A 22,094-nucleotide genomic window follows, 5' to 3' on the forward strand; every position below is an offset into this window, starting at 1 on the left:
GGCGCCCATGTCCGTCGTCGCTATGCTGGAAGGTTCGGACTCGGCCGACCGCGCTTCAACACAGACCGCGCTCGGGATCGCCCGGCGCCTGAACGTGCCGGTCAGCGGCGTTTGCGCCCTGCCCGACCCGGCCGCCGCCCTGATTGTGATGTCTACTCCGGAAGCGACCGGCCTTGCCGCCAACGCGACCCGCGACATCTCGGCCATGCAGGACGAAGTCATTGCCCGTGCCAAGGCGGCGTTCGAGGATATGACAAAGGGTGAGAGCCTGCCCTGCGACTTCTCCCATATCGTCGATGTCGCCGAGCGCGCAGGCGCCAATGCCGCAACGCTGGCCGATGCCGTCGTCTTCCCGCACAGCGTCCAGAAAGCGGCAGACCCGCTCAGCCTGTCGTTTGAGTTTGTCCTGATGGAAGCCCGCCTGCCGGTCGTCATGGCCGGGTCAGAGCCGCTGACCGATGGCCCGGTTATTGTCGCCTGGGACGGATCGAACGGCGCCGCCCGGGCCGTGCGCTTCCACCTGCCCATCGTCAAGGCGTTCGGGGAAGTGATCATCGCGCAGAATGAGTCCGACCTCGGCAAGGACCAGCCGCGCGATGCCTCCAGCCCCGCCGCGCTGGAGCGCTGGCTCGACTCCCATAATGTGAAACACAAGCGCATGCCAATCGAAGGCCAGGTGGCCAGTGGTCTTCTGTCCCTTGCCAAGGGCAGCGGCGCTTCGATCATCGTCGCGGGGGCCTATGGCCACTCCCGCATCGGCGAGCGCCTGTTCGGCGGCACCACCCAGCGCCTGCTGGAAGCCGAAGAAGCCCCGGCCCTCGCGCTTGCCCGCTGATTTTGGTCCGCTAATTCTGACCCGCTAAACCGGAGAACAAGATGACTCTGAAACGCATCACCCTGCAGCTCGCCCGCAATCCGGGCATCACCGAAGGCGACGCCCGCATCGGCTATTTTATCGTCGCGCCGCTGACCGGTGACGGCCACCTCGATGTGGACACCTGGCGGGAGCACAAGAAAGAATGCCGCGTGACACGCTTCCACCCCGATCCGGACGAGCATGCCACGGGCCTGCTGACCCATCGCGGCAATCAGTGGAAATTCCACTATGATGACGAGGATGAAGGCGATGACGAAGCCGGCTACCGGCTGGGAGACCACGTCTTCAAGGAAGGTGAGTACATCACCGTGGCAAGCCATGGCGAAACCCCGCTGACCTACAGGATCACGGACATTTCTGACGTCTGACGCAATGAACGTTGCGTCAGGGTGGACAGACCTCCCAATCGGGCTAAAACTGCACTCACCGTGCCAATACTTGGCGCGTGAGGGAGGAATTCATGTTGAAGCAAGCCACGGCGCTGGCCGTAATCATGACGTTGGCCGCCTGCAGCGGCACGGGCACACCGGCTGAAGAGACCACCTCGGCGGCGCCGGAGCAGGCCTCTGAAACGGCTGGCCGCACGGCCGGGTACAATCCGGACCGGAACGCCTATTTCGGTGACCTTCACATCCACACGCGCTCCAGCTTCGACGCCTATATCTTCAACGTGCGCCGCACCGCCGATGACGCCTATCGCTTTGCCCTCGGCGAAACGATCCAGCACCCGTCCGGCTTTGACATGACCATCGCCGGCGGTCCGCTCGATTTCTACACCGTCACCGACCATGCCGAATATCTCGGCATCCTGCCAGCCATGGACACGCCCGGAACGAAACTGTCCGAACTGCCGCGCGCCAAGGATATGTTCTCCACCGATCCGGACAAGATCGTGGCGGCCTTCCAGGGCGTCGGCCAATCGGTCCGCACCGGCAAGCCGATCGAGGACATGTATGATCTCGACACGATCAATTCGGTCTGGCTGCAGAATGTTGCGGCAGCGGACAAGTACAACCAGCCCGGCAAGTTCACGACCTTTGCCGCCTATGAATTCACCTCGGTGACCACACCGGACGAGAATGGCGGTTTTGGCGGCGGCAACCTGCACCGTAACGTCTTCTTCAAGGGCAAGGCGCCCGTGCGCGCTTTCTCCACGCTCGATTCCACCAATCCGGAAGACCTGTGGGACTGGATGGATGCCCAGCGTGAAGCCGGCATGGAAGTCATCTCCATCCCGCACAACTCCAATGTGTCGGATGGCCAGATGTTCCGCCTGGAAACATATAAGGGCGAGCCGATGGACACGGCTTATGCCGAGCAGCGCATGCGTAACGAACCTCTGGTCGAGGTGACGCAGGTGAAAGGCACCAGCGAGACCCACCCGGATCTTTCGCCAAACGACGAGTGGGCCAATTTCGAAATCTACGACCAGCTGCTGGGCGCCTATGTCGTCGGCGCGACGAACGGCTCCTATGTGCGTGAAGCCTATCGCAACGGGCTGAAGCTGCAGGAAGAAAAAGGGTTCGACCCGTTCCACTTCGGCCTTGTCGCCGCGTCTGACAGTCATGTCGCAGGTGGCGCCTATTCCGAGGAAGACTACTGGTCGAAGATCGGCATCGTCGATGGCACGCCGGTGGCGCGCGGTTCGGTCCCCTTCCCCGGCACGACCGGATGGGACGACCAGCCGGAGGACAATCAGGTCGTCAAGAATGCAACCAACTGGTTCTCCCGCTGGAGCGCCAGCGGCCTGACCGGCGTCTGGGCGGAAGAGAACACCCGCGAAGCCATCTTTGACGCCTTCCGGCGCAAGGAGACGTTCGCAACGACGGGTCCGCGCATGAAGGTCCGTTTCTTCGGCGGCTTCGGCTATGACGAGGCCATGCTGTCCTCGGCGAACCTGTCGCACGAAGCCTATGAAGGCGGTGTGCCGATGGGCGGCGACCTGGTCGGCACCGGTGAGGCCCCGGCCTTCATTGCCTGGGCCCAGCGCGACCCGAATGGTGGCACGCTGCAACGCCTGCAGGTGGTGAAAGTCACCAGCGACGGCGAGGAAGTCATTGATGTCGCCTGCGACAATGGCGCGCCGGACCCGTCCACCCGCCGCTGCACCGACAATGGCGCGACCGTGGACATGGCCAGCTGCACGCCGGAGAATGAAGGCGCCAGCGAGCTGAAAGTCCTCTGGACGGATCCGGATTTCGATCCGGCCCGCCGCGCGACCTATTATGTCCGTGTGCTGGAAAACCCGTCCTGCCGCTGGTCGACCTGGGAAGCCATGCGCAATGGCACCCCGCCCCGGCCGGATGTGCCTGAGACGATTCAGGAGCGAGCCTACACCTCGCCGATCTGGTACATTCCGGGCGGCTTACGCGACAGGAAGACGATTTGACCGACAATACCGAACAGGTGCGCCGCTGGCCCGTGCTGCTGCGTGAGCCCTTGGTGCACTTCATCCTTGCCGCGCTGGCCGTGTTCATCGGCTGGCAGGTCGTCTCTTCCGGACGCGCGGATGAAGAACGGACGATCCGGGTCTCCAGCGCAGACCTCGAACGCCTGGCCTCCATCTATACGGCGGAGTCGGGCAGCCTGCCTGCGGGCGAGGACATGGTGGCCATGGTCAATGACTATGTCCGCGACGAAGCCCTTGCCCGGGAAGCCAGACGCCTTGGCCTCGATGAAGGCGACACAATCGTCACAAGACGGCTTGCCCAGAAGATGACCTTCATGGTCGCCGACCTCGCCCGGACGGAGACGCCGGACGATACTGTGCTGCGCGACTGGTACGAGACTCATGCGGACCGGTTTACGGAACCGCAGATGATCACCTTCCGGCATGTCTTCTTCAGCGAGGATGTCCGCGGCGCCTCGGCAACAGCCGATGCCGAGGCCATGCTGGCGCGCCTGAATTCCGGCGCTGACTGGCGCGAAGCGGGTGACCCGTTCATGCTGCAGCGCGCCTATGGAGACCTGCCGCTTCGCGAAGTCGTGCGCCTCTTTGGCGGCGAATTTGCCCAGTCCCTTGCGGCCTCACCGGCATCCGACCAATGGACCGGGCCTGTGCGCTCCGCACTGGGTGTCCATCTGGTTCAGGTCAGCGCCAATGCGCCGCCCCGGCTTCCGCCTTTCGAAGACGTGAAGGCAAAGGTGCTGGCGGACTGGCAGGACCAGACACGGCGCGAGGCAAACGAGAAAGCGATCCAGGACATCATCGCCCGTTACAAGGTCGAGGTCGAAGGCATCAATGCCGAATAGGCCTGCCATACTGCGCTGGCTGGCGGCCTGCCTGACAGGGCTTGCCGCGTGGCTGATGATGGCTGCCCCCGCAGCGGCGCACGAAGTCCGTCCGGCCTATCTGGAAGTCATTGAAACGGCCCCCGGCACATATGACGTAACCTGGAAACAGCCGGTGCTGGATGGCCGGCGCCTGAAGATCGACCCGGTTTTCCCGGAGGCCTGCGCACGCGAGGGCGAATATGTTGCCTCGCCCGGCGGCACGCTGGTGCAACGCTGGACCACGCATTGCGATCTCAGCCAGGGCGAAATCCGGATCGACGGACTGGAACGCACACTGACAGATGCCTTCGTGCGGATCGACCGGCTTGAAGGGGACGACATCGGCGCGGTGCTGCGCCCGGCAGCACCTGTCCTTGACCTGACCGTGCCGACCGGTGCGCCGGTGGCCACCTATTTCCGGATCGGGGTGGAACACATCATTTTCGGGTGGGACCACCTTCTCTTCGTGCTGGGCATGGTGCTGCTGGTACGGCCGCGCCAGCTCCTGCTCACGCTGACGGCCTTTACGGTGGCGCACTCCATCACGCTGGCCGCGGCGACGCTCGGCGGCATTACCCTGCCCGGGCCACCGGTAGAGATCACGATCGCGATGAGCATCGCCCTTCTGGGGGCTGAAGCCATGCACCGGATCAAAGGCTGGAACACGCTCAGCCAGCGCATTCCCTGGGCCATCGCTTTCGGGTTCGGCCTGATCCACGGCTTTGGTTTTGCCGGGGCGCTGGCGGAAATCGGCTTGCCCAAGGGCGCCGAAGCCATGGCGCTTCTGCTGTTCAATGTGGGCGTGGAGGCCGGTCAGATCCTGTTTGTGAGCGTGCTGCTGGCACTGGCCTTCGTAGTGCACCGGCTGGCCCAGAAAGCGATGCTGCCTGCGCGCGCCGTTCTTGCCTACTTCATCGGTTTCATGGGCAGCTACTGGGCCATCGAGCGGATCGCCGGCGCCTTCTTCGGCATCTGATCCGCTACAGGCCCAGCGCCTTCCACAGCATACGCGCGGCCACGACGGCCAGCAGGATCGCGAACATCCGGCGCAGGCGCGCCGCGTCCAGCTTGTGCGCCAGCGACGCGCCAACCGGAGCCATGGTGACGGTAAACAGCGAGATCAGCGCGAAGGCCGCAAGGTTCACATGGCCGAGCGAAAAAGGCGGCAGCCCTTCCCGTCCCCAACCGATATAGATCGCCGCGAGGGCAGACGGCAGTCCGATGGCCACACCCCAGCCGGCTGCCGTCGCCACAGCCTGGTGGATCGGGCGGCCATACAGCGTCATGAGGCTGACACCGAACGTCCCCCCGCCGATCCCCATCAGGGCCGAGAGTGCCCCGACGGCCATGCCCAGGCCCCCTCTCAGCGGGCCCTTCGGCATGTCTTCGGCAAGGCGCCATGTGGGACGTCCGAAGAAGAGCTGCGCCGACAGCACAAAGGCCAGCGCACCGAAAATGCCGAGCAGCGCCCGCTTGGACAGGAAGCCGGTCAGCGACATGCCCGCCAGCGCGCCCAGCATGATCCACGGAGCCCAGCCCCGGATGATCGACCAGTCGACGGCGCCATGGCTGTTATGGGCACTGACACTCCGCGCCGAGGTGAGGATGATCGTGGCAAGCGAAGTCGACACGGCCACATGCATCGCCGTCTCGCCATAGCCCATGGCATCGAACAGGAAGTACAGGACCGGAACGATGATCGCTCCGCCGCCAATACCAAACAGGCCGGCCGCCAGACCCGCGGCAGCGCCTGCCAGCGCCAGCGCGACCAGCAAGGGCCCATACTGAACGGCCAGTTCCATCATGTTTTCCCTCCCGCAAAGCCTGTCAGAGGCTTCCCGGCCCCATTCAACTGCGATTTGACTATGCAGGCTGTTTGCACGAGCCGACAGGCCAAGGCCAGCCTGAAACGCTGCGTTCTGTTGCAGGCGCTACGCAGCTCCCTTGCAAAACAGTCCGTTCCGCCTCGCAAAACCTTACCCGATACTTGCACCGCATAAGGAAATTCGGCCGCTTTCTTAGCCCTGCAGAAACGTTAATCGGCCATAACCTATCCCGGGTGTGTACAAGCGGGACAAGCTCATGTTGAAAAAGCTGACCTCATGGAAAGAAAATCGCGACGGCAATGTCGCGATCATTCTGGCGATCGCCATCGTGCCGATTCTCGTTCTGGTCGGCATCGCAATCGACCTGCAGAATACCAATACGAGCCGCCAGTTCATCCAGTACACAATGGACAATGCCGTGATTGCCGGTTCGCGGGAAATGCAGGCGGGCAAGTCCAAAGCCGAAATCAACGCCTACATCAACAAGTTCGTTGACGGTGTGGTGAAGGCAAAGAATTACGCCATTTCCTGCAAGCCGGTCGAAGTGGCCTACTCGGAAGACAGCCAGGACATCAACGCAACGATCAAGTGCCAGCAGGAAACCACGCTGACAGAACTGATCGGGTATCACTATCTGGATTTCACCGTCACGTCCGGCTCTACCTACGGGATCGGCAAGGTCGACGTATCCTTCGTTTTCGACATTTCCGGTTCAATGGGCTGGGACGGCAAGATGGACGCCCTGAAGGATGCGGCGGAAGATGCCGTCGACGTGCTCCTGCCGACCGGCGCGACCGCCGATATGGGCGACGTGCGAATTTCCATGGTATCCTATTCGGACTATCTGGACGCTGGTGACTATTTCCAGAAGGTCACCAACAAAAGCCCGACGAGGACCTATTCAGACACCTATACGACAACCGAACGCGTTTGCGTTGAGTGGAGACGCAACGGCCGTTGCCGACGCTACGAATACCAGTATGTCGAGCACACGACGACCAAGAAGATCACCAATACCTGCGTGAAGGAACGCCTCGGATCCGAAGCCTATACAGACGAGGACCCCGGTCCGTTCGCATGGATTGAAGCAGTTGACGCCGAGTATGATTCCTATCGCGATCGCTGGAATGTTGACAGCTGCAACCCGATCGGACCTCTTCCGCTGACGGACAACCGTAGCAAACTGAAAACCTACATCAATGGCCTGAATGCCAATGGCGGCACCGCCGGCCACATCGGTATCGCCTGGGGCTGGTATGCGATCTCTCCCAAATGGCACAGCGTCTGGCCGTCGGGCTCCGATCCGCTCGACTATGACGAGCCGGATTCGGCCAAGGCCATGATCATCATGACCGATGGTGACTTCCTCAACTGGCATAATACCGGCGAAGGCAGCTCCTTCGATCAGGCCAAGAAGCTGTGCGACAGTATCAAGGAAGAAGGCGTGCGGGTTTACACCGTGGCCTTCCAGGCACCGAACCAGGGTAAGGAAATTCTGGAATACTGCGCATCGGGTACGGAGTTCGCGTTCAAGGCGGAAAGCGCCGACGAACTGACCGACGCCTACACCAAGATCGCCCAGTCCATTTCGGACCTGCGCATTACCTACTGATCCGGCAATTGGCGGGGCCGCTCAGCTGAGCGACAGCCCCGCCAGTTCCCCCGCTTCCCGCCAGCCCTTCAGAATGGCGAAATACGGGTCCGGCCCGGCCCCGTAGGATGCATCCTGACGGCTCCGGTCTCCCGGCTTGCCTTCATTATTGTAGTAACCAGGCGTGCATTCTTCCAGGAACTTCTGGCGCAGCATGGCCTTCTCGATGATCGTGTCGACCCAAGCTTGCTCGGCCTCTTCGGTGAGTTCGAACCGTCCGGCTTGCCGCGCCTTTGTTTCCACCAGCGTGTAGCCGATCTGCACGGCCTGTTCGGCCAGAAGGTGCGGATAATTCGCGGTGAAGCCGGCCTGTGCTGGCCCCATGACGAACATGTTCGGGAATCCGTGCACGAACATGCCATGCAGGCTGCGCATGCCCTCCCCCCAGACCTCGGCCAGTGACACGCCCTGCTTGCCGACGGGATTGTATCCGGCCCGGCGGGTATAGTCGGTGCCGACCTCGAACCCGGTCGCATAGATCAGGCAGTCGACCTTGTACTCCCTACCCTTCACGACCACGCCGTGCTCGGTAATGGCGTCGACACCTTTGCCTTCGGTGTCCACCAGTGTGACATTTTCCCGGTTGAACGCCGCAAGATAGTCGTCGTGGAAACAGGGCCGTTTGCAGAATTGCCGGTACCAGGGCTTCAGGGCTTCGGCCGTCGCAGGGTCTTTCACGATCTCGTCGACCCGGCCGCGCACCTGCTCCATCTTCTTGAAATCGGCGAGCTCTGCGAGCTCTGCCAGTTTTTCCGGCGACAGGTCCTTGTTGCCTTCCTGCGTCGCGATGTGCAGCAGGTTTCGGATAATGTCCGTCCACCCATCCTTCACCATGTCGACCGGCGCAAACCCGCCGGAGACGAGCGTATTGAAATTCTCCATCCGCGCCTTCTGCCAGCCGGGCTGAAGGCTTTTCACCCATTCATCATCCGTTGGCCGGTCGCCGCGATAATCCACCGAGGACGGCGTGCGCTGGAAGACGTAGAGGTGCTTTGCCCCGCGCGCGAGATGCGGCACGCACTGCACCGCCGTCGCGCCGGTACCGATAATGCCGACCACCTTGTCGGACAACTTGTCCAGCCCGCCCGCGCAATCGCCACCGGTATAGTCATAGTCCCAGCGGCTGGTGTGGAAGGAATGGCCCTTGAAGGTCTCCACGCCTGGAATACCGGGCAGCTTCGGCCGGTTCAGCGGGCCATTCGACATGACCACATACTGCGCCGTGAAATCATCGCCGCGATTGGTCAGAACCTGCCAGGCCTTTCTGTCTTCATCCCAGTTGAGACCTGTAATCTCCGTTCCCAGAAGGGCGTTGCGATAGAGATCGTAATGCCGGGCGATCCGCCGGGAATGTTCGAGGATTTCCGGCGCGCGGGAATATTTCTCCACCGGCATATAGCCGGTCTCTTCCAGCAGCGGCAGGTAGATATAGCTCTCAATGTCGCAGGCCGCACCGGGATAGCGGTTCCAGTACCAGGTGCCGCCGAAATCGCCGCCCTTCTCCACCATGCGAATGTCATCGAAGCCGGCTTCGCGCAGTTTCCCCGCGGCGAGCAGACCGCCAAACCCGCCACCGATGACGCAGACTTCCACATGGTCCGTGACCGGATCGCGGGGTTCGAAGTCGCTATAGGGATCGTCGATATAGTGGGCGAAGTCGCCCGCCATGTTGACATACTGGTCGTTGCCCTCGGCGCGCAGGCGCTTGTCCCGTTCGGCGCGATACTTGTCGCGCAGGGCGTCCGGATCAAACGCCTCAGGCCGTGCATCATCTGCCATGGCCGCTTCCTCCTGATGTTTCCTCGTCCGGATCTTTTTGCCCGGCTGGGGCCAGTTTACCGGAACCCGGCCGCCTGAAACAGGCTGACCCAACGCCAACCCGGGGCAGAAAACGGCAACGCGCTGCCAACGACCTTAAATGCCGGTTACTTCTCCGCTTGACGGAATGCGGCGCGGCGGCGAAGGGTCCGGCGCATGCGCCTGCCCCATCCGATCATCCTTGTCTGCCTTGCCGTCCTGTGCGGCTGCACGCTCGACGCGACCATGAAGGGCGTCACGCTGGGCGGTACGGGCGTGATCACGGCCACGGCCTGGCGCTATATCCTGGCGTCCGTGATCATGGTCAGCCTGTTCGTTGCGGCGCGCCGTCCGATGCCGGGGCGAAAGGCCATCCGTTTCCACACATTGCGCTCCATCGCGCAGGTCCTGTCTTCGGTTACCTTCTTCTACGCGCTGACCCAGATCACGCTCGCTGAGGCGGTGGTAATGGGCTTTACCGCCGCGCTGATGATCGCGCCGATTGCCCGCGTCCTGCTGGGCGAGCGCATGAGTCCGGTCACGGTCGGCGCCTCGCTCGTCGGCTTTGTCGGCGCCGCCATCGCCATTTCCGGAGAGCCCGCCAGCGCGCCGGTCGGCGGCACCCGCATCTATGGCATTGCGGCCATGCTGGTCTCCGCTGTCGGCTATGCACTCAATATCGTCCTGTTGCGGATGCGCACAAAGGAGGAGGACGCGCTGACGCTGGTCACCTTCATGAACGTGCTGCCGGCCCTGTTCCTGATCCCCTTCCTACCCTTTGCCGGTCCGCTGCCGGAGACCAATGCGTGGCCGCTGCTGGCGGGGGCAGGTATCGCTGCTGTGGGGATCTGGTCGTTCATGACGCTGGCCTATGCCCGCGCCAGGGCGCAGACGCTGGCGCCGTTCGAGTATACCGGCCTGATCTGGTCGTCCCTGCTCGGCTATGCCTTCTTCCATGAGATTCCGAGCCTGCGCCTCTATGGGGGCGCGGCGATCATCATCCTCGCCTGCCTCGTCGTGGCATTCGAAACCCATTTCACCGCCCGCCGGGAAGCTCGCGCGGCAGCTGCCGAAATCGCGCCCTGACGCCTACCAGACCCCCGCATTCTTGAGCGCCGTGTCGAGGTCGGGCGGAATGTCGAGCGCTGCCTCGCCGGATTTCAGATCCCGCGGGGCATCTTCGGGCTTCAGGTAACGCCAGCCCTGGAAGGGGCGCTTGGCCTGCGCATAGGTCCGCACCAGTTGCGGATCAAACACGAGGGCACACATGTCCCGGCCCTCGGAATCCTGCTCCTGCCGGATGTCGACAATCCGCTGGCGCACGCGGATCGCGCCTTTCACCACCCAATAGATAGATCCGCCGCGCAGGATCTCTTCCGCACGTTTTGGAAACATGCGCGTGAAGTGCATTGGATTCGGGGAAGTTTTCAGGTAGCGCGCCTGCCAGTTCGCGATGTCATCGACATCTTCGGAGCCCACGCTGAGTTTCACCATGTGAATCGTCATGGACGTCAGTCTAGCGCGCCGCTGCGCGCAGGCCAAAGCCGCTACTGTATCAACTGGGCAGATTCGAATTCCTGCTGGGCTTCATTGCTGGCGAAGAAGAATTCGGCGTTCACGATATTGGCGGAATAGCGCCGGTCGATCGTGCGGAACGCGGCGCGGGCCTGCAGGTCGATCGAAAAACCTGAGACATAGCTCATGCCCCAGCGCGGCTCTGTCCGGATGAAATAGGACTGGTCGTAGCGGGTGAGCGTCCCGCCTTCCGGCCCGGAGACCGGATGCGGCAGCGTGTAGTCGATACGCAGGAAACGCTCGCCCACCGGGTCCAGCCAGGCCGTCGCGGCGAGGCGCTGGGCGGCCCAGACGTCGAACTCGCCATCATTGCTGGAGGGGCGGTGGTGGAAGGAGACTTTCCAGGCTGCGCCCTTGTCGTCGACGACCACCTGGGGGCCGAGGCTGGCGCGCAGATCGTCCGGGAAGAGGCGCCCGTCCGGGGCGGCCTCACTGGCCCATTCGGCGGCAACCGTATCGAGTTCCTCGTCGTCCCCCTCCCAGGCCAGCGCCGTCCAGCGGTCCCGGCCCTTCTTGCGCGGATCGAAGCGGTAGACGCGGCGGGCATGGGAGGACTGGAGCTCTACCGTAAAGGCGGCGCGCAGCGTGGTCGGCGCCTCCGTCGCTTCCAGCGCGGCGTTCATCGGGCCCGATCCTGTGGCCAGTGTGAAGGTGAGCAACCAGGCGAGAAACATGACGGCGAAGCAATCCTCCGGGCAGGGTTAGGCCCGGATTACGGCATCACTACGGCGGACTAAGCCGGACTAAACCATGACCAGGGCGGACCACAGCATGCGCCAGCAATGATTTACGTGAGTTGAACAGGACCAGCCCGGACTTCACCGGACTTGATCGCTCAGTCCTTGTCGGCGTCCTTGATCGGCACGCCATAAAGCTCGAGCCGGTGGTCGACCAGCCGGAAGCCCAGCCGTTGCGCGATCAGTTCCTGCAACTCCTCGATTTCCTCGGAGTGGAACTCGACCACTTCGCCGGTGCGCACATTGATCAAGTGATCATGGTGCTCGTCCGGCACTTCCTCATAGCGGGCCCGGCCATCGCGGAAATCATGCGCCTGGATGATTCCGGCATCCTCGAACAGTTTCACGGTCCGGTAGACCGTGGCCAGCGAAATGGAGGCATCCTGGGCGTTGGCCCGGCGGTGCAGTTCTTCGGCGTCGGGGTGATCCGTCGCGGACGAGAGAACGCGGGCAATCACGCGGCGGGGCTCCGTCATGCGGAGACCCTTCTCAACGCAGAGTTTTTCGAGTCGATCCATGCTACGTATTTGCCCTTAGCGCGACGGTAAGTCCAGTTTCAGTTGGTCGTTCCTGATAACAGTGTCAACTGCGGCCAGCCGCGCAAGGCGGGCAAGCTCCGCCTCCAGCCGCACGTCACGGGCCCCGGTCCAGACGACACCCGGCTCCGGCCAGACCTGCTCCAGTGTCAGCGTTCCGGCCGCCCGGTCGGCTTTGACCTCCACCCGGCCGACCATCCGGTCCCCTTCCAGAAGCGGATAGACATAATAGCCCCAGCGGCGTTTGGCCGCCGGGACGAAGATCTCGATCCGGTAGTCGAAGCCGAACAGGCGCTGCAGGCGCGCGCGGTCGCGGATCACCGGATCGAACGGGTTGAGAATTCGCAGGCGCGAGGTCGGCGCCGGGGCCGCCGCCAGCCGGGCCTCGATGTCTGCCGGGGCGAGCGCCGTCGTCCATTTGCCGTCCGCGCCTTCGATTCGCACAGGCACCAGGTCTGTCTGCCGGGCCGCCCAATCCTTCACTTCAGCGAGGTCGGCCGCGTCCCAGAAGCGCTGGATGTCCCCTTCCGTACCAAAGGCGAGCCGGGCGAGCGCCTCGCGGCAGAGCCAGTCCACCTGTTCATGGTCCGGCGGCTCGTCTTCCCGGTGATGGCCAGGAATCACCCGTTCGGTGAGGTCGTAGAATTTGGTGAAATTCTCGCGGTGCGACGTCGAGAGTTCGCCAGCGTACCACATGTAATCAAGCGCCAGCTTGTGCGGCGGACGGCGCCACATCTCGCGCGGGCCTTCGACTTTCGTGTCGAACGCCTTGGTGCTGAGCGGGCCTTCTTCCCGGATCCGGTCGATCAGGCCGGCGCGGCCGTCCTCGTCCAGCATGCCGCGATGCCATTCCCAACCGCGGACTTTCTCCTCCAGCCGCCGGAACTGGCGCCGCCAGTTGGGATAGAATTCCATCGGGATGACCGAGGCATCATGGGTGAAGTGTTCGAAGACGCCGCGTTCCTTGCGCATCAGCCGGTCGAGCATGGGCTCGCGATAATTCTGGTTGCGCGACCAGAGAATATGATGGTGCGCGCGGGAGACGACGCGGATCGAATCGAGCTGCACGAAGCCGAGGCCGCGGATCATGGCAGCCAGATCCAGCGGCCCGGTCGGCGTGGCCGACAGGCCCTGCGCATCCAGCCAGAGGCGGCGCGCATCCCGGTTGCGGATTTCGAATGGTGCCCCGGTCATACGCTCATCACTCGAACAGTTTCAGCTGGCCGCCATCGGGATAAACACCCTCCCGCGCCAGCAAGGCCTTCTTGGTCAGCATACCACCTGGCGCGGAAAATCCACCCAGCCAGCCATTGGCGCCCAGCACCCGGTGGCACGGCACGATCACCGGCCAGGAATTGCGCCCCATGGCCATGCCGATGGCCTGCGCCCCGTTCGGCCGGCCAATCCGGGCGGCGAGTTCGCCATAGGTGACGGTCTTCCCCCAGCCGACTTCGCGCAAGGCGTCATAGGCGGCGCGCTCGAACGCCGAGTGGCGTTTCATGTCCAGCCGCAAACCGTCAAAGCCTGTGGGCTGACCGGACAAAAAGGCCTGCAGATCCGCAATCAGTTCAGCGATTTCCGGCGGGACATCCGCGGCCTTCACCCGTTTCGCGCCATGACGGGTCAGGCGCGCGAGACAGTCTTTCGGATCTGCCTCCGGCAATTGCACGCCGGTCACCCCCGCCTCTGTCCAGGCGAGGCCACACCGGCCGATCGCGGTTTCAAACTGGGAGGCCCACTCCTCGAACATAGGGAGAACATTTCCCGGTTTGAGGTGTGAGTCCATCCCTGTCCGGACCAAATCGCGATCAGGCGAGGTGTTTTGCAAAGAAATTGAGCGTCCGGCTCCAGGCGAGCGTCGCCGCCGCCTCGTCGTAGCGGGACGTCGTGTCATTGTGGAAGCCATGGTTTACGCCCTCATAGAGGTAGACCTCGTAAGGCTTGCCCGCGGCATTGAGCGCGTCCTGATAATTTGGCCAGCCCGCATTCACCCGGTCGTCCAGCCGGGCGAGGTGGATCTGCAGCGGCACTTCCAGCTTCGCGGCATCTTCCGCACTCGGCCAGCCGCCATAATATGGCACCGAACAGGAGAGCCAGGGCTGTTTCACCGCCATCAGATTGGTGATCGCCCCGCCGAAGCAGAAGCCGGTAATGCCGACCTTGCCATTGGTCGCCTCATGGTCGCGCAGGAATTCCGCCCCGGCCATGAAATCGGCCAGCATCTTCGCGCTGTCGCGCTGGGCCTGCAGGGCGCGGCCGTCATCATCATTGCCGGGATAGCCACCCAGCGGATAGAGCGCATCCGGTGCGAAGGCCGTGTAGCCGGCCTTTGCCGCGCGGCGGGCGACATCCTTGATGTGCGGATTGAGGCCCCGGTTCTCGTGCACGACCAGAACGCCGGGGCGGACCGCGCCGCCTGCGGGACGCACAAGATAGCCGGCCATTTCGCCCGCCCCATCGGGGGAGCTGTAGGTGACCATCTCGGCATCCAGCTTACCGTCGCTCTCAGACGTCTGCTGTTTCGAATAATCCGGCATGACGCAAGCGGCCAGCGAGGCAACGCTTAGTCCGCCCACCGCGTACTTTCCAAGTCCCTCGAAAAAGCCCCGCCGTGACAGGTGGCCGTGGCAGTATTCGTCATAAAGGTCGAAAACGCCCTGCGGGATGTCTGCCGGTTTCATGTCGTCTGCCATTGCGTATCCTCCTGCTGCTCAGGCGATCGTAACGCAGCGGGGGGATTTGGGTAGGGTTTTTGGAATCACGATCTTGTGGCACCAGCCCCCTCCGACCACTTCGCGGCCACCTCCCCCGCTTCGCAGGGGAGGATAAGTCCGGAACGTGCCGCAGGATGATCCTCCACCGCTTGCGGGGGAGGTGGCAGACGGCACGGCCGGCTGACGGAGGGGGGGGTTAGAGCCCCATATTCCGCGACATCAGCACGGCATCGACCGGCACATCCCGCCCGGCAGTGTAGTAGCGCGGGCGGCGGCCGTCCTCGGTGAAGCCGAAGCCGCGATAGAGCGCGCGGGCGGGCGCATTGTCTTCGGCGACGTCGAGCGTGATGCGGGAGACGCCCCGTTCGCCCAGCCGGTTGATGAGCGCGCCGATCAGCGTGGTGGCGAGGCCCTGACGGCGAAGGTCCGGATCTGTCGCAACGGTGAGAATGTCGCTTTCCCCGGCAATCGTCTGCGCCATGACGAAGGCGGCGAGGTCCCCGTCCCGTTCCACACCGAGTGTGAGAATGGAGGTGTCCAGCAACAGGCCGCGGAAGGAGACCGCGCTCCACGGGTCGTCAAAACAACGCATATGCAGCCGGCTCATGCGCCCCGCATCTTCTGCGCGCAGGACGAGCACCGGATGGGTCACTTGCGCGGCTCCGGCAAGGTGGCGTCCGGCTCGCGCGCATAGACCGGGGACGGAGGATGTGCTGCCGGATCGAACTCGCCCCCCTTGATGGCGGCGGTGATGGCGGAGGGCCGGAGCGGGCGCAGGTCCAGTCTGTCTTTCAGCTCGCCCAGCGCATCGGCATTGTCCATGAAGATCGGCGCATGAAAGCCTTCCAGCATGGGCAGCAATTGTTCGAGGCGCAGTTCCAGCACGTCGGCAATGCCCTGCCCCTCGCTGATACCCTGTATCCACCAGGTCTGGTCCGGCGGGCGTTTCTGCCCGGCAAGGCAGCCCATGACGGTGCCTTCCATGCCGGCGGGAATTGCGGCCTCGAGACTGGTCACGCCGACACAGGGTGCGCCCGTCACCAGCGACAGGCCGCGCGCATAGGCGACGCCGATGCGGATGCCCGTGAAACTCCCCGGGCCGGTCACGACGGCGATGCGGTCCACATCTTCCAGCGTCACGCCCTCCTCGTCCAGCAGGCGCTGGACAAGGCCGGGTAAATGCTTGTCCTGGCCGCGCGCCATCACCTCGCGCGCATCGGCGAGAATTTCGCCATCGCGCACGAGCGCCACATCCATGGCGGTAAAAGCGGTGTTCAGCCCCAGAACCAGCATCGTCTTGCCCGCCTAGAGAACGCGGCAGGCCTCGTCGAAGGAGAGACGCGGCGAGCGGTCGAAGATGGTCGTGCGGTCGCCATGGCCGATATTGCAGATGAAGTTGGCTTTCCAGTTCTTCATCTCGCCGTCCTGGCTTTCGAAGAACTCCTTGTTCACCGCGTCTGCATCGAAACCGGACATCGGGCCGCAATCGAGGCCGAGCGAACGGGCCGCCAGCATCAGGTAAGCGCCCTGCAGCGTTCCGTTCCGGAAGGCGGTCTCTTCCTTGATATGATGGAACCAGTCCTTCGCTTCCGGTGCATGCGGGAAGAGCTGCGGGATTTTCTCGTGGAACTCCATGTCATAGGCGATGATCACCGTCCACGGAGCTTTTTGCGTCTTCTCGCGATTGCCTTCCGACATCAGCGGCACAAGGCGCGCCTTGCCCTCTTCAGAGCTGACAAAAACAAACCGTGCCGGGGAATTGTTGGCGCTGGTCGGGCCGAGCTTGGCCAGGTCATACACCGCGCGGATCAGCACTTCCGGCACATCTTCCTCGCGCCATCCATTATAGGAGCGCGCGTCGCGGAAGATCACATCCAGCGCATGGTCGTTCACGGGGTGGGCCATCGGGTCAGTCCTTCTGCTTTTGGGATATGCGGCCCGTCTTCGCGCGGGCCGTCAAGAGGTCAGATCGCGCTCAGAGCACGGCCTCGACAGCCGTCACTTCCGGCACATAGGTCTTCAGCATGTTCTCGATGCCCTGCTTCAGCGTCATGGTTGATGACGGGCAGCCGGCACAGGCGCCGCGCATGGAGAGATGGACGATACCCGTGTCGGGTTCGAAACGGTGAAAGATGATGTCGCCGCCATCCTGCGCCACAGCCGGGCGGACGCGTGTCTCGATCAGCTCACGGATTTCCTCGACGATCTCGGCCGCTTCGCCCTCATAGGTCACATCGGCCTCGGCAGAGGCGGACGGCTCGGCGCCCTCCTCCACGACCGGCAGGCCGGCCATGTAGTGGTCCATGATCGCGGCCAGAACCATCGGCTTCACATGCCGCCAGTCCTTGTCTTCGGCCTTGTTGATCGACACGAAATCATTGCCGAGGAAGACCCGCTCCACGCCGTCCACCTGGAACAGGGCCCGGGCCAGAAGGCTGATGCGCGCACTGGCCACGTCCGGAAAATCGAACGGGCCGCGATCGCCCGCCACTTCATGTCCCGGCAGGAATTTGATCGTGTCGGGGTTGGGAGTCGGTTCGGTCTGGATGAACATCGCCGCCTGCCCTTTCTGTCTAAAGCTTCACCTGCGCAACAGATGGCGCGGGTGGGCGGGCGTATCAAGGGCTGAACGGTTAAGCAGCTGGCCTTACTGGCCCGCACCGGCGACGGCCGGATCGAGCTGGGCAACCTCTTCCTCAGCCGGTGGCAGCGGCTGTTCCAGGCGTTCGGCCAGTTCTTCCGAGGTGCGCTGGGCATCGCGGAGGAAGAAGCCGAGGCTGGCGAGGTGATTGGCCATGATGGCGCCATCGCCCTTCTGGTTGGAGACGACCAGCGGGCGGATCTTCGCCGCGCGGGTCCAGGCGGCTTCGGCCTTGTCATAGGCAGCCATGGTGGCGGTATCAGTCAGGCTGTCACGATCGGCGCGGCGGGCGGCCTTCAGCATCTGCAGCGCGATATGGGCGCGGGCCTTGGCACCGTAGAAGACGCGGATGTCCTGTTTGGAGGCCGGCCAGCCGGTCGATTCCTGATAGATCTGGGTGGAGAGGTCGTCCTGGTCGGCAACGGCCCAGCCGGCAAACATGCGGGCTTCCTCGGCGGCCAAAACCCGGCGGTCGGCCACTTTGACCAATCCACGGCTGGCGCGGGAGTCGAACCGGTTCAGCGCTTCGGCGGCGGCGGTCAGGCGCGGGCGCATGTCTTCGCCGGGAATGCCATCGAGCAGGCGGGAAGCGGCAATCAGGTCCGCATCCGGCTCGCCATTTTCGTCAGGCACGGCAGCAGCGGCCATACGGGTAAATTCGGAGAGGCCGTCAGCCGTGGCTTCCTGCCAGGCCGGCATGGCGGTCAGGCGGGCCTGCGGGTGCCAGTTCGGCTTGTCGTCGGCCCAGCCCTTCCCTTCCAGCTCGCGCGCAATCTTGGTGATGGCAATGCCGGATTCCGGGAAGGCCCATGCCTGGCCGTCGGCGAAGACGATGTCGGAATCGTCGATCTTGTGGGACATCATCACCGAGAACGGGTAAGCGCCAACCAGAGCGAAGAAGAGACTCAGTTTGAACAGGAAAATCGTGCGGCGCCAGAAGCCGCGGAAGAAATCCATGATCGGGTGAGGCTCAGCCTCGTCCAGTTCACGCAGGTGCTCTTCGGACACCTCGTTGGGATCTGGTCCCTCTTCAAGATAGGCAGCGTGCAAGCGGCTGTCGAAGGCCATACTCTACAAATCCCCGGCTCTGGCGCGGTGTTGCTTCCAGATCACTATGCTTCCAATTGTGGCATTTTAACAGGTCATTAACTGTTAAATGTCCGCAACCTGCAGGATCTGCACGCAAATGCCGCGCCAGAAGCGCCGGAGATGTTGAATTCAGAGGCAGACAGGGGCTGTCCGCAGTCGGATCAAGCGACTCAGTCGCCGAGTCCCTTGACCTCTGCGCTGGTTACCACGGTCTGCGAGGTGCCATCCGAATCACGGAATTCGAGGGACAGATCGACCGTGTCGCCCTCGGCGATGTCAGGGTCGACTCCAAACAGCATAAGGTGATTGCCACCGCGCTGGAGCACGATGGGGTCGCCCTCGGATGCAGTGAAACTCTCCACCTGGCGCATCTGCATGACGCCGTCTTCCATCGTCATCGTGTGCAGCTCGACCCGGTCGGCAATATCGGTCGAGGCGCCGACCAGCTCCACCGGCGCGCCGGTCACATAGGCCATCAGGCCGCCACCCGCGACATCTCGGCCCGCGGCCGGCTTGATGACGAAGGCATCCTTCACTTCGATAACGGACTCGCCGGCGGGTGCTTCGGCCGGGCCGGAACAGGCAGCGAGCAGCACGGCAGCGGCGGGAATGAGAGCGCGGAACAGCATGGAGCACATCCTTTCAGAACTGATGGGCAAGTCGTAACCCGGCTGCCGGACGGGTCAATGTGCCGGAATGGCACGCCGCCCGCCAGCCTGGTCTTCAGGTCGAAGCTTCAGGGCCGCCAGTAACCGACGGCGCGGCGCACCTCTTCCATGATCGGCGCAGCGATGGCGTCGGCCCGCTCTGCTCCGTCCTTCAGGATCGCGTCGATACCGGACTGGTCCGCCAGGATGTCGCGATAGCGCTGGGTGATCGGCGCCAGATGGTCGACCATGACTTCGGCCAGCGCCGGCTTGAACACGCCGAAGCCCTTGCCGCCATATTCGGCCAGCACCTGCTCGGTCGTCAGGCCGCTCACGGCGGAATAGATTCCGACGAGGTTCTCGACTTCCGGACGCCCTTTCAGGCCTTCCACTTCGGACGGCATGTCGCCTTCCAGATCGGTCTTCGCCTTCTTGATCTTCTTCGCGATCAGGTCGGCATCATCGACGAGGTTAATGCGCGAGAGGTCCGACGGGTCGGACTTCGACATTTTCTTGGTGCCGTCCTTCAGGCTCATGATCCGCGCGCCGGGGCCCTTGATCAGCGGTTCCGGCAGCGGGAAGAAGCCCGGCACATCGTATTCGCGGTTGAAGCGGTCGGCGATGTCCCGGCTGAGCTCGAGGTGCTGCTTCTGGTCCTCGCCGACGGGCACATGGGTCGCCTTGTAGGCCAGGATGTCTGCCGCCTGCAGGACCGGATAGGTGAAGAGGCCCACAGAGGCGCGCTCGGCATCCTTGCCGGCCTTGTCCTTGAACTGGGTCATCCGCTCGACCCAGCCCATGCGCGCGACGCAGTTGAACACCCAGGCCAGCTCGGCATGGGCCGGTACCGACGACTGGGCGTAGACAATCGATGTCTTCGGGTCGATGCCGCAGGCGATGAAGGCCGCCGCGATCTGGCGGGTCTGGTCGGCCAGCACACCTTTCTCCACCGGCATGGTGATGGCGTGCATGTCGACGACCGAATAGACACAGTCCCAGCCGTCATTCTGGAGGTCGACGAACTTCTTCAGCGCGCCGAGATAGTTGCCGAGGTGAAGGTTACCGGTCGGCTGGATACCAGAGAAGACCCGCTGGGGGCCGGTGTATTCGGTTGTGTTCGTGTCAGTCATGGCCAAGCGCTGTAGCCGATTTACCTAGCGGCGCAAGGCCCCCGTGATGTCGCGGGGCCGGATCGCGCCGGTCAGGAAGGCTGCAACCGCGTAAATCAGGCCGCCTGCGAGGATCACAATTGCAGCGGCGAGCGCCCGCGAGTCGATGATATTGTCCCGCAGCCACTGGAAATTGTGGACCATGAACCAGACAGACCCGGCCATCACGCCGCTGGCGATCAGGGCGCGCACCGTGCGTGACACGAGGACTGGCCCCGGCCTGTACCAGCCGCGGGCCGCCAGCGTGGTGGCCAGCAGAAGCGCATTCACCCAGGCGGCCACAGACGTCGCGATGGCAAGACCGATAAAGCCAAGCTGGCCCTGACGGCTGAGCCAGAAGAAGAGGCCCGCCCCCAGCACGATGTTGATGACGACGGAGGTGAGCGCAAAACGCATCGGCGTCTTGGTATCTTCCCGCGCAAAATAGGCCGGCGCCAGAACCTTGATCAGCACGAAGGCCGGCACACCCCAGGCATAATGGAACAGCGCCCCGCCGGAGGCTTCGGCATCCGACTGAAGGAACGCCCCGCGCACAAAGAAGGCTTCGATCAGGAAGACCGGCGCGACCAGCAGCGCGGCCGCCGCCGGAAGCGTCAGCGCCATGGCGAGGCCGATGCCTTCATCCATCGTCGCCTGCCCGCCTGCATGGTCTTCGCTGCGCGCGGCCCGGCTGAGGCGCGGCAGGATGGCGACGCCGACCGCCACACCCACAAGACCCAAGGGCAGCTGGTAAAGCCGGTCGGCGGTGTAGAGCCACGACTTCGCGGCCTGTTCGAAACTGGCGAGGGACTGGCTGACGATGATGTTGATCTGCGTGCCCGATGCCGCGATCGTGCCCGGCACCGCCAGCGCCATGACCTTCTTCACCGCCGGTGTGATGCGCGGCCAGCCAATCAGGCTGAGCCGGACTTTCTGGCGGCGCACGCCCCACCAGAGCAGCGACACCTGCAACACGCCGGCGATCAGCACGGCCACGGCAGCGGCCTTTGACACAATCTCCGGCACGTTGGAGATCAGCGCCGCCGGGATGAGGCAGAGATTCAGCAGCGTCGGCACGCCGGAGGAGAGGATGAACCGCTGTCCGGAATTCAGCACACCCGAGAGCAGCGCCGCCAGCGCCATACAGGTGAGGTACGGCATGGTGATCCGTGTCAGGAGCACGGCCAGATTGTAGTGCACCGTGTCATCCGCCTGCCCGCCATGAATGACCAGCAGCACCCAGGGCATGAAGATCTGCGCCAGAATGGTCAGCGCGGCGGTGAAGGCGAAGAGGACGCGCATCGCCTCCTGCGCCACGGCCTGTGCCGCTTCCGGCCCCTCGGCCTCCAGCGTGCGGGCATAGGTCGGCACGAAGGCGGAGGCGAAGGCCCCTTCGGCAAAGATGCGGCGGAACAGGTTCGGGAATTGCTGCGCCGTTACCCAGGCATCGTTGATCGGTCCGGCGCCGAGCTTTGCCACCAGCAGAATATCCCGCGCAAAGCCGAGGATCCGGCTGCCCAGCGTCAGCGAAGATTGCACCAGGGTGTTGCGGGCGATGCTCATGGGGCCAGTCGTGCAGGGGT

At 63.6% G+C, this 22,094-nt stretch carries 23 protein-coding genes; 7 read left to right on the forward strand and 16 right to left on the reverse strand.

Translation table 11 applies throughout. The features are described from left to right. Nucleotides 1-7: 7 nt before the first annotated feature. The 5 genes from HJA_RS00230 (at nt 8) to HJA_RS00250 (ending at nt 5,126) form a co-directional block, all read left to right on the forward strand. Nucleotides 8-835 (forward strand): universal stress protein, encoded by an 828-nt coding sequence (locus HJA_RS00230; RefSeq protein WP_035576832.1) that lies wholly within the window; start codon nt 8-10, stop codon nt 833-835. 41 nt (nt 836-876) lie between these two features. Next, nucleotides 877-1,245, forward strand: coding sequence for a hypothetical protein (locus HJA_RS00235; RefSeq protein ID WP_035576834.1), 369 nt, complete (start codon nt 877-879; stop codon nt 1,243-1,245). A 92-nt stretch (nt 1,246-1,337) separates the two neighbouring features. Then, on the forward strand, nt 1,338-3,266 hold the full coding sequence (locus HJA_RS00240; RefSeq protein ID WP_051597194.1) for a DUF3604 domain-containing protein: 1,929 nt from the start codon (nt 1,338-1,340) through the stop codon (nt 3,264-3,266). After that, complete coding sequence (locus HJA_RS00245) at nt 3,263-4,129, forward strand: peptidyl-prolyl cis-trans isomerase (RefSeq protein ID WP_051597195.1); 867 nt, start codon at nt 3,263-3,265, stop codon at nt 4,127-4,129. Before HJA_RS00240 ends, HJA_RS00245 begins: the two co-directional genes overlap by 4 nt. Then, nucleotides 4,119-5,126: a HupE/UreJ family protein gene (locus tag HJA_RS00250; RefSeq protein WP_051597196.1), complete on the forward strand. Its 1,008-nt coding sequence runs from the start codon at nt 4,119-4,121 to the stop codon at nt 5,124-5,126. Before HJA_RS00245 ends, HJA_RS00250 begins: the two co-directional genes overlap by 11 nt. Nucleotides 5,127-5,130: 4 nt before the next feature. Here HJA_RS00250 and HJA_RS00255 read toward each other — a convergent pair whose 3' ends face one another. Then, complete coding sequence (locus HJA_RS00255) at nt 5,131-5,955, reverse strand: sulfite exporter TauE/SafE family protein (protein WP_035576836.1); 825 nt, start codon at nt 5,953-5,955, stop codon at nt 5,131-5,133. A gap of 277 nt (nt 5,956-6,232) precedes the next feature. Between HJA_RS00255 and HJA_RS00260 the strand changes: the two genes are divergently transcribed. Beyond that, nucleotides 6,233-7,588 carry a vWA domain-containing protein gene (locus HJA_RS00260; protein WP_155839812.1) on the forward strand — a complete coding sequence of 452 codons (1,356 nt, stop codon included), beginning with the start codon at nt 6,233-6,235 and terminating at the stop codon, nt 7,586-7,588. A gap of 21 nt (nt 7,589-7,609) precedes the next feature. Here the strand turns inward: HJA_RS00260 and HJA_RS00265 are convergent, their stop codons facing one another. Then, nucleotides 7,610-9,406 (reverse strand): flavin-containing monooxygenase, encoded by a 1,797-nt coding sequence (locus HJA_RS00265; protein WP_035576841.1) that lies wholly within the window; start codon nt 9,404-9,406, stop codon nt 7,610-7,612. Between the two features lie 195 nt (nt 9,407-9,601). On the opposite strand from HJA_RS00265, the gene HJA_RS00270 reads away from it, so the two are divergent. Further along, the gene (locus tag HJA_RS00270; protein WP_035576843.1) at nt 9,602-10,510 is read left to right on the forward strand and encodes a DMT family transporter; all 909 of its coding nucleotides are present in this window, start codon (nt 9,602-9,604) and stop codon (nt 10,508-10,510) included. Between the two features lie 3 nt (nt 10,511-10,513). On the opposite strand, the gene HJA_RS00275 is transcribed toward HJA_RS00270, so the two are convergent. From HJA_RS00275 to murJ, 14 genes are all read right to left on the reverse strand, one after another. After that, nucleotides 10,514-10,930, reverse strand: coding sequence for a DUF1489 family protein (locus tag HJA_RS00275; RefSeq protein WP_035576844.1), 417 nt, complete (start codon nt 10,928-10,930; stop codon nt 10,514-10,516). Nucleotides 10,931-10,971: 41 nt separating this feature from the next. Continuing rightward, complete coding sequence (locus tag HJA_RS00280; RefSeq protein ID WP_035576846.1) at nt 10,972-11,673, reverse strand: hypothetical protein; 702 nt, start codon at nt 11,671-11,673, stop codon at nt 10,972-10,974. A gap of 161 nt (nt 11,674-11,834) precedes the next feature. Continuing rightward, nucleotides 11,835-12,254 carry a Fur family transcriptional regulator gene (locus HJA_RS00285; protein WP_035576848.1) on the reverse strand — a complete coding sequence of 140 codons (420 nt, stop codon included), beginning with the start codon at nt 12,252-12,254 and terminating at the stop codon, nt 11,835-11,837. A gap of 15 nt (nt 12,255-12,269) precedes the next feature. Then, nucleotides 12,270-13,466, reverse strand: coding sequence for a winged helix-turn-helix domain-containing protein (locus HJA_RS00290; protein ID WP_035576850.1), 1,197 nt, complete (start codon nt 13,464-13,466; stop codon nt 12,270-12,272). 7 nt (nt 13,467-13,473) lie between these two features. After that, the gene (locus tag HJA_RS00295; RefSeq protein WP_035576851.1) at nt 13,474-14,022 is read right to left on the reverse strand and encodes a methylated-DNA--[protein]-cysteine S-methyltransferase; all 549 of its coding nucleotides are present in this window, start codon (nt 14,020-14,022) and stop codon (nt 13,474-13,476) included. Nucleotides 14,023-14,080: 58 nt separating this feature from the next. Beyond that, nucleotides 14,081-14,965 (reverse strand): dienelactone hydrolase family protein, encoded by an 885-nt coding sequence (locus HJA_RS00300; RefSeq protein ID WP_051597197.1) that lies wholly within the window; start codon nt 14,963-14,965, stop codon nt 14,081-14,083. A gap of 217 nt (nt 14,966-15,182) precedes the next feature. Next, nucleotides 15,183-15,638 (reverse strand): GNAT family N-acetyltransferase, encoded by a 456-nt coding sequence (locus HJA_RS00305; RefSeq protein ID WP_051597198.1) that lies wholly within the window; start codon nt 15,636-15,638, stop codon nt 15,183-15,185. Next, nucleotides 15,635-16,279, reverse strand: coding sequence for a tRNA (adenosine(37)-N6)-threonylcarbamoyltransferase complex dimerization subunit type 1 TsaB (tsaB, locus tag HJA_RS17670; RefSeq protein ID WP_051597199.1), 645 nt, complete (start codon nt 16,277-16,279; stop codon nt 15,635-15,637). Before tsaB ends, HJA_RS00305 begins: the two co-directional genes overlap by 4 nt. A 12-nt stretch (nt 16,280-16,291) precedes the next feature. After that, nucleotides 16,292-16,891 carry a malonic semialdehyde reductase gene (locus tag HJA_RS00315; RefSeq protein WP_035576855.1) on the reverse strand — a complete coding sequence of 200 codons (600 nt, stop codon included), beginning with the start codon at nt 16,889-16,891 and terminating at the stop codon, nt 16,292-16,294. Nucleotides 16,892-16,961: 70 nt separating this feature from the next. Then, complete coding sequence (locus tag HJA_RS00320; protein WP_035576857.1) at nt 16,962-17,540, reverse strand: NifU family protein; 579 nt, start codon at nt 17,538-17,540, stop codon at nt 16,962-16,964. Between the two features lie 93 nt (nt 17,541-17,633). Then, the gene (locus HJA_RS00325) at nt 17,634-18,695 is read right to left on the reverse strand and encodes a hypothetical protein (protein WP_035576860.1); all 1,062 of its coding nucleotides are present in this window, start codon (nt 18,693-18,695) and stop codon (nt 17,634-17,636) included. 191 nt (nt 18,696-18,886) lie between these two features. Continuing rightward, nucleotides 18,887-19,345 carry a copper chaperone PCu(A)C gene (locus HJA_RS17675; RefSeq protein WP_051597200.1) on the reverse strand — a complete coding sequence of 153 codons (459 nt, stop codon included), beginning with the start codon at nt 19,343-19,345 and terminating at the stop codon, nt 18,887-18,889. Between the two features lie 107 nt (nt 19,346-19,452). Continuing rightward, nucleotides 19,453-20,493 carry a tryptophan--tRNA ligase gene (gene trpS, locus HJA_RS00335; protein WP_035576862.1) on the reverse strand — a complete coding sequence of 347 codons (1,041 nt, stop codon included), beginning with the start codon at nt 20,491-20,493 and terminating at the stop codon, nt 19,453-19,455. 24 nt (nt 20,494-20,517) lie between these two features. After that, the gene (gene murJ / locus HJA_RS00340; RefSeq protein WP_035576864.1) at nt 20,518-22,074 is read right to left on the reverse strand and encodes a murein biosynthesis integral membrane protein MurJ; all 1,557 of its coding nucleotides are present in this window, start codon (nt 22,072-22,074) and stop codon (nt 20,518-20,520) included. Between the last annotated feature and the right edge of the window lie 20 nt (nt 22,075-22,094).

The sequence above is a fragment of the Hyphomonas jannaschiana VP2 genome, assembly GCF_000685215.1.
Lineage (GTDB): Bacteria > Pseudomonadota > Alphaproteobacteria > Caulobacterales > Hyphomonadaceae > Hyphomonas > Hyphomonas jannaschiana.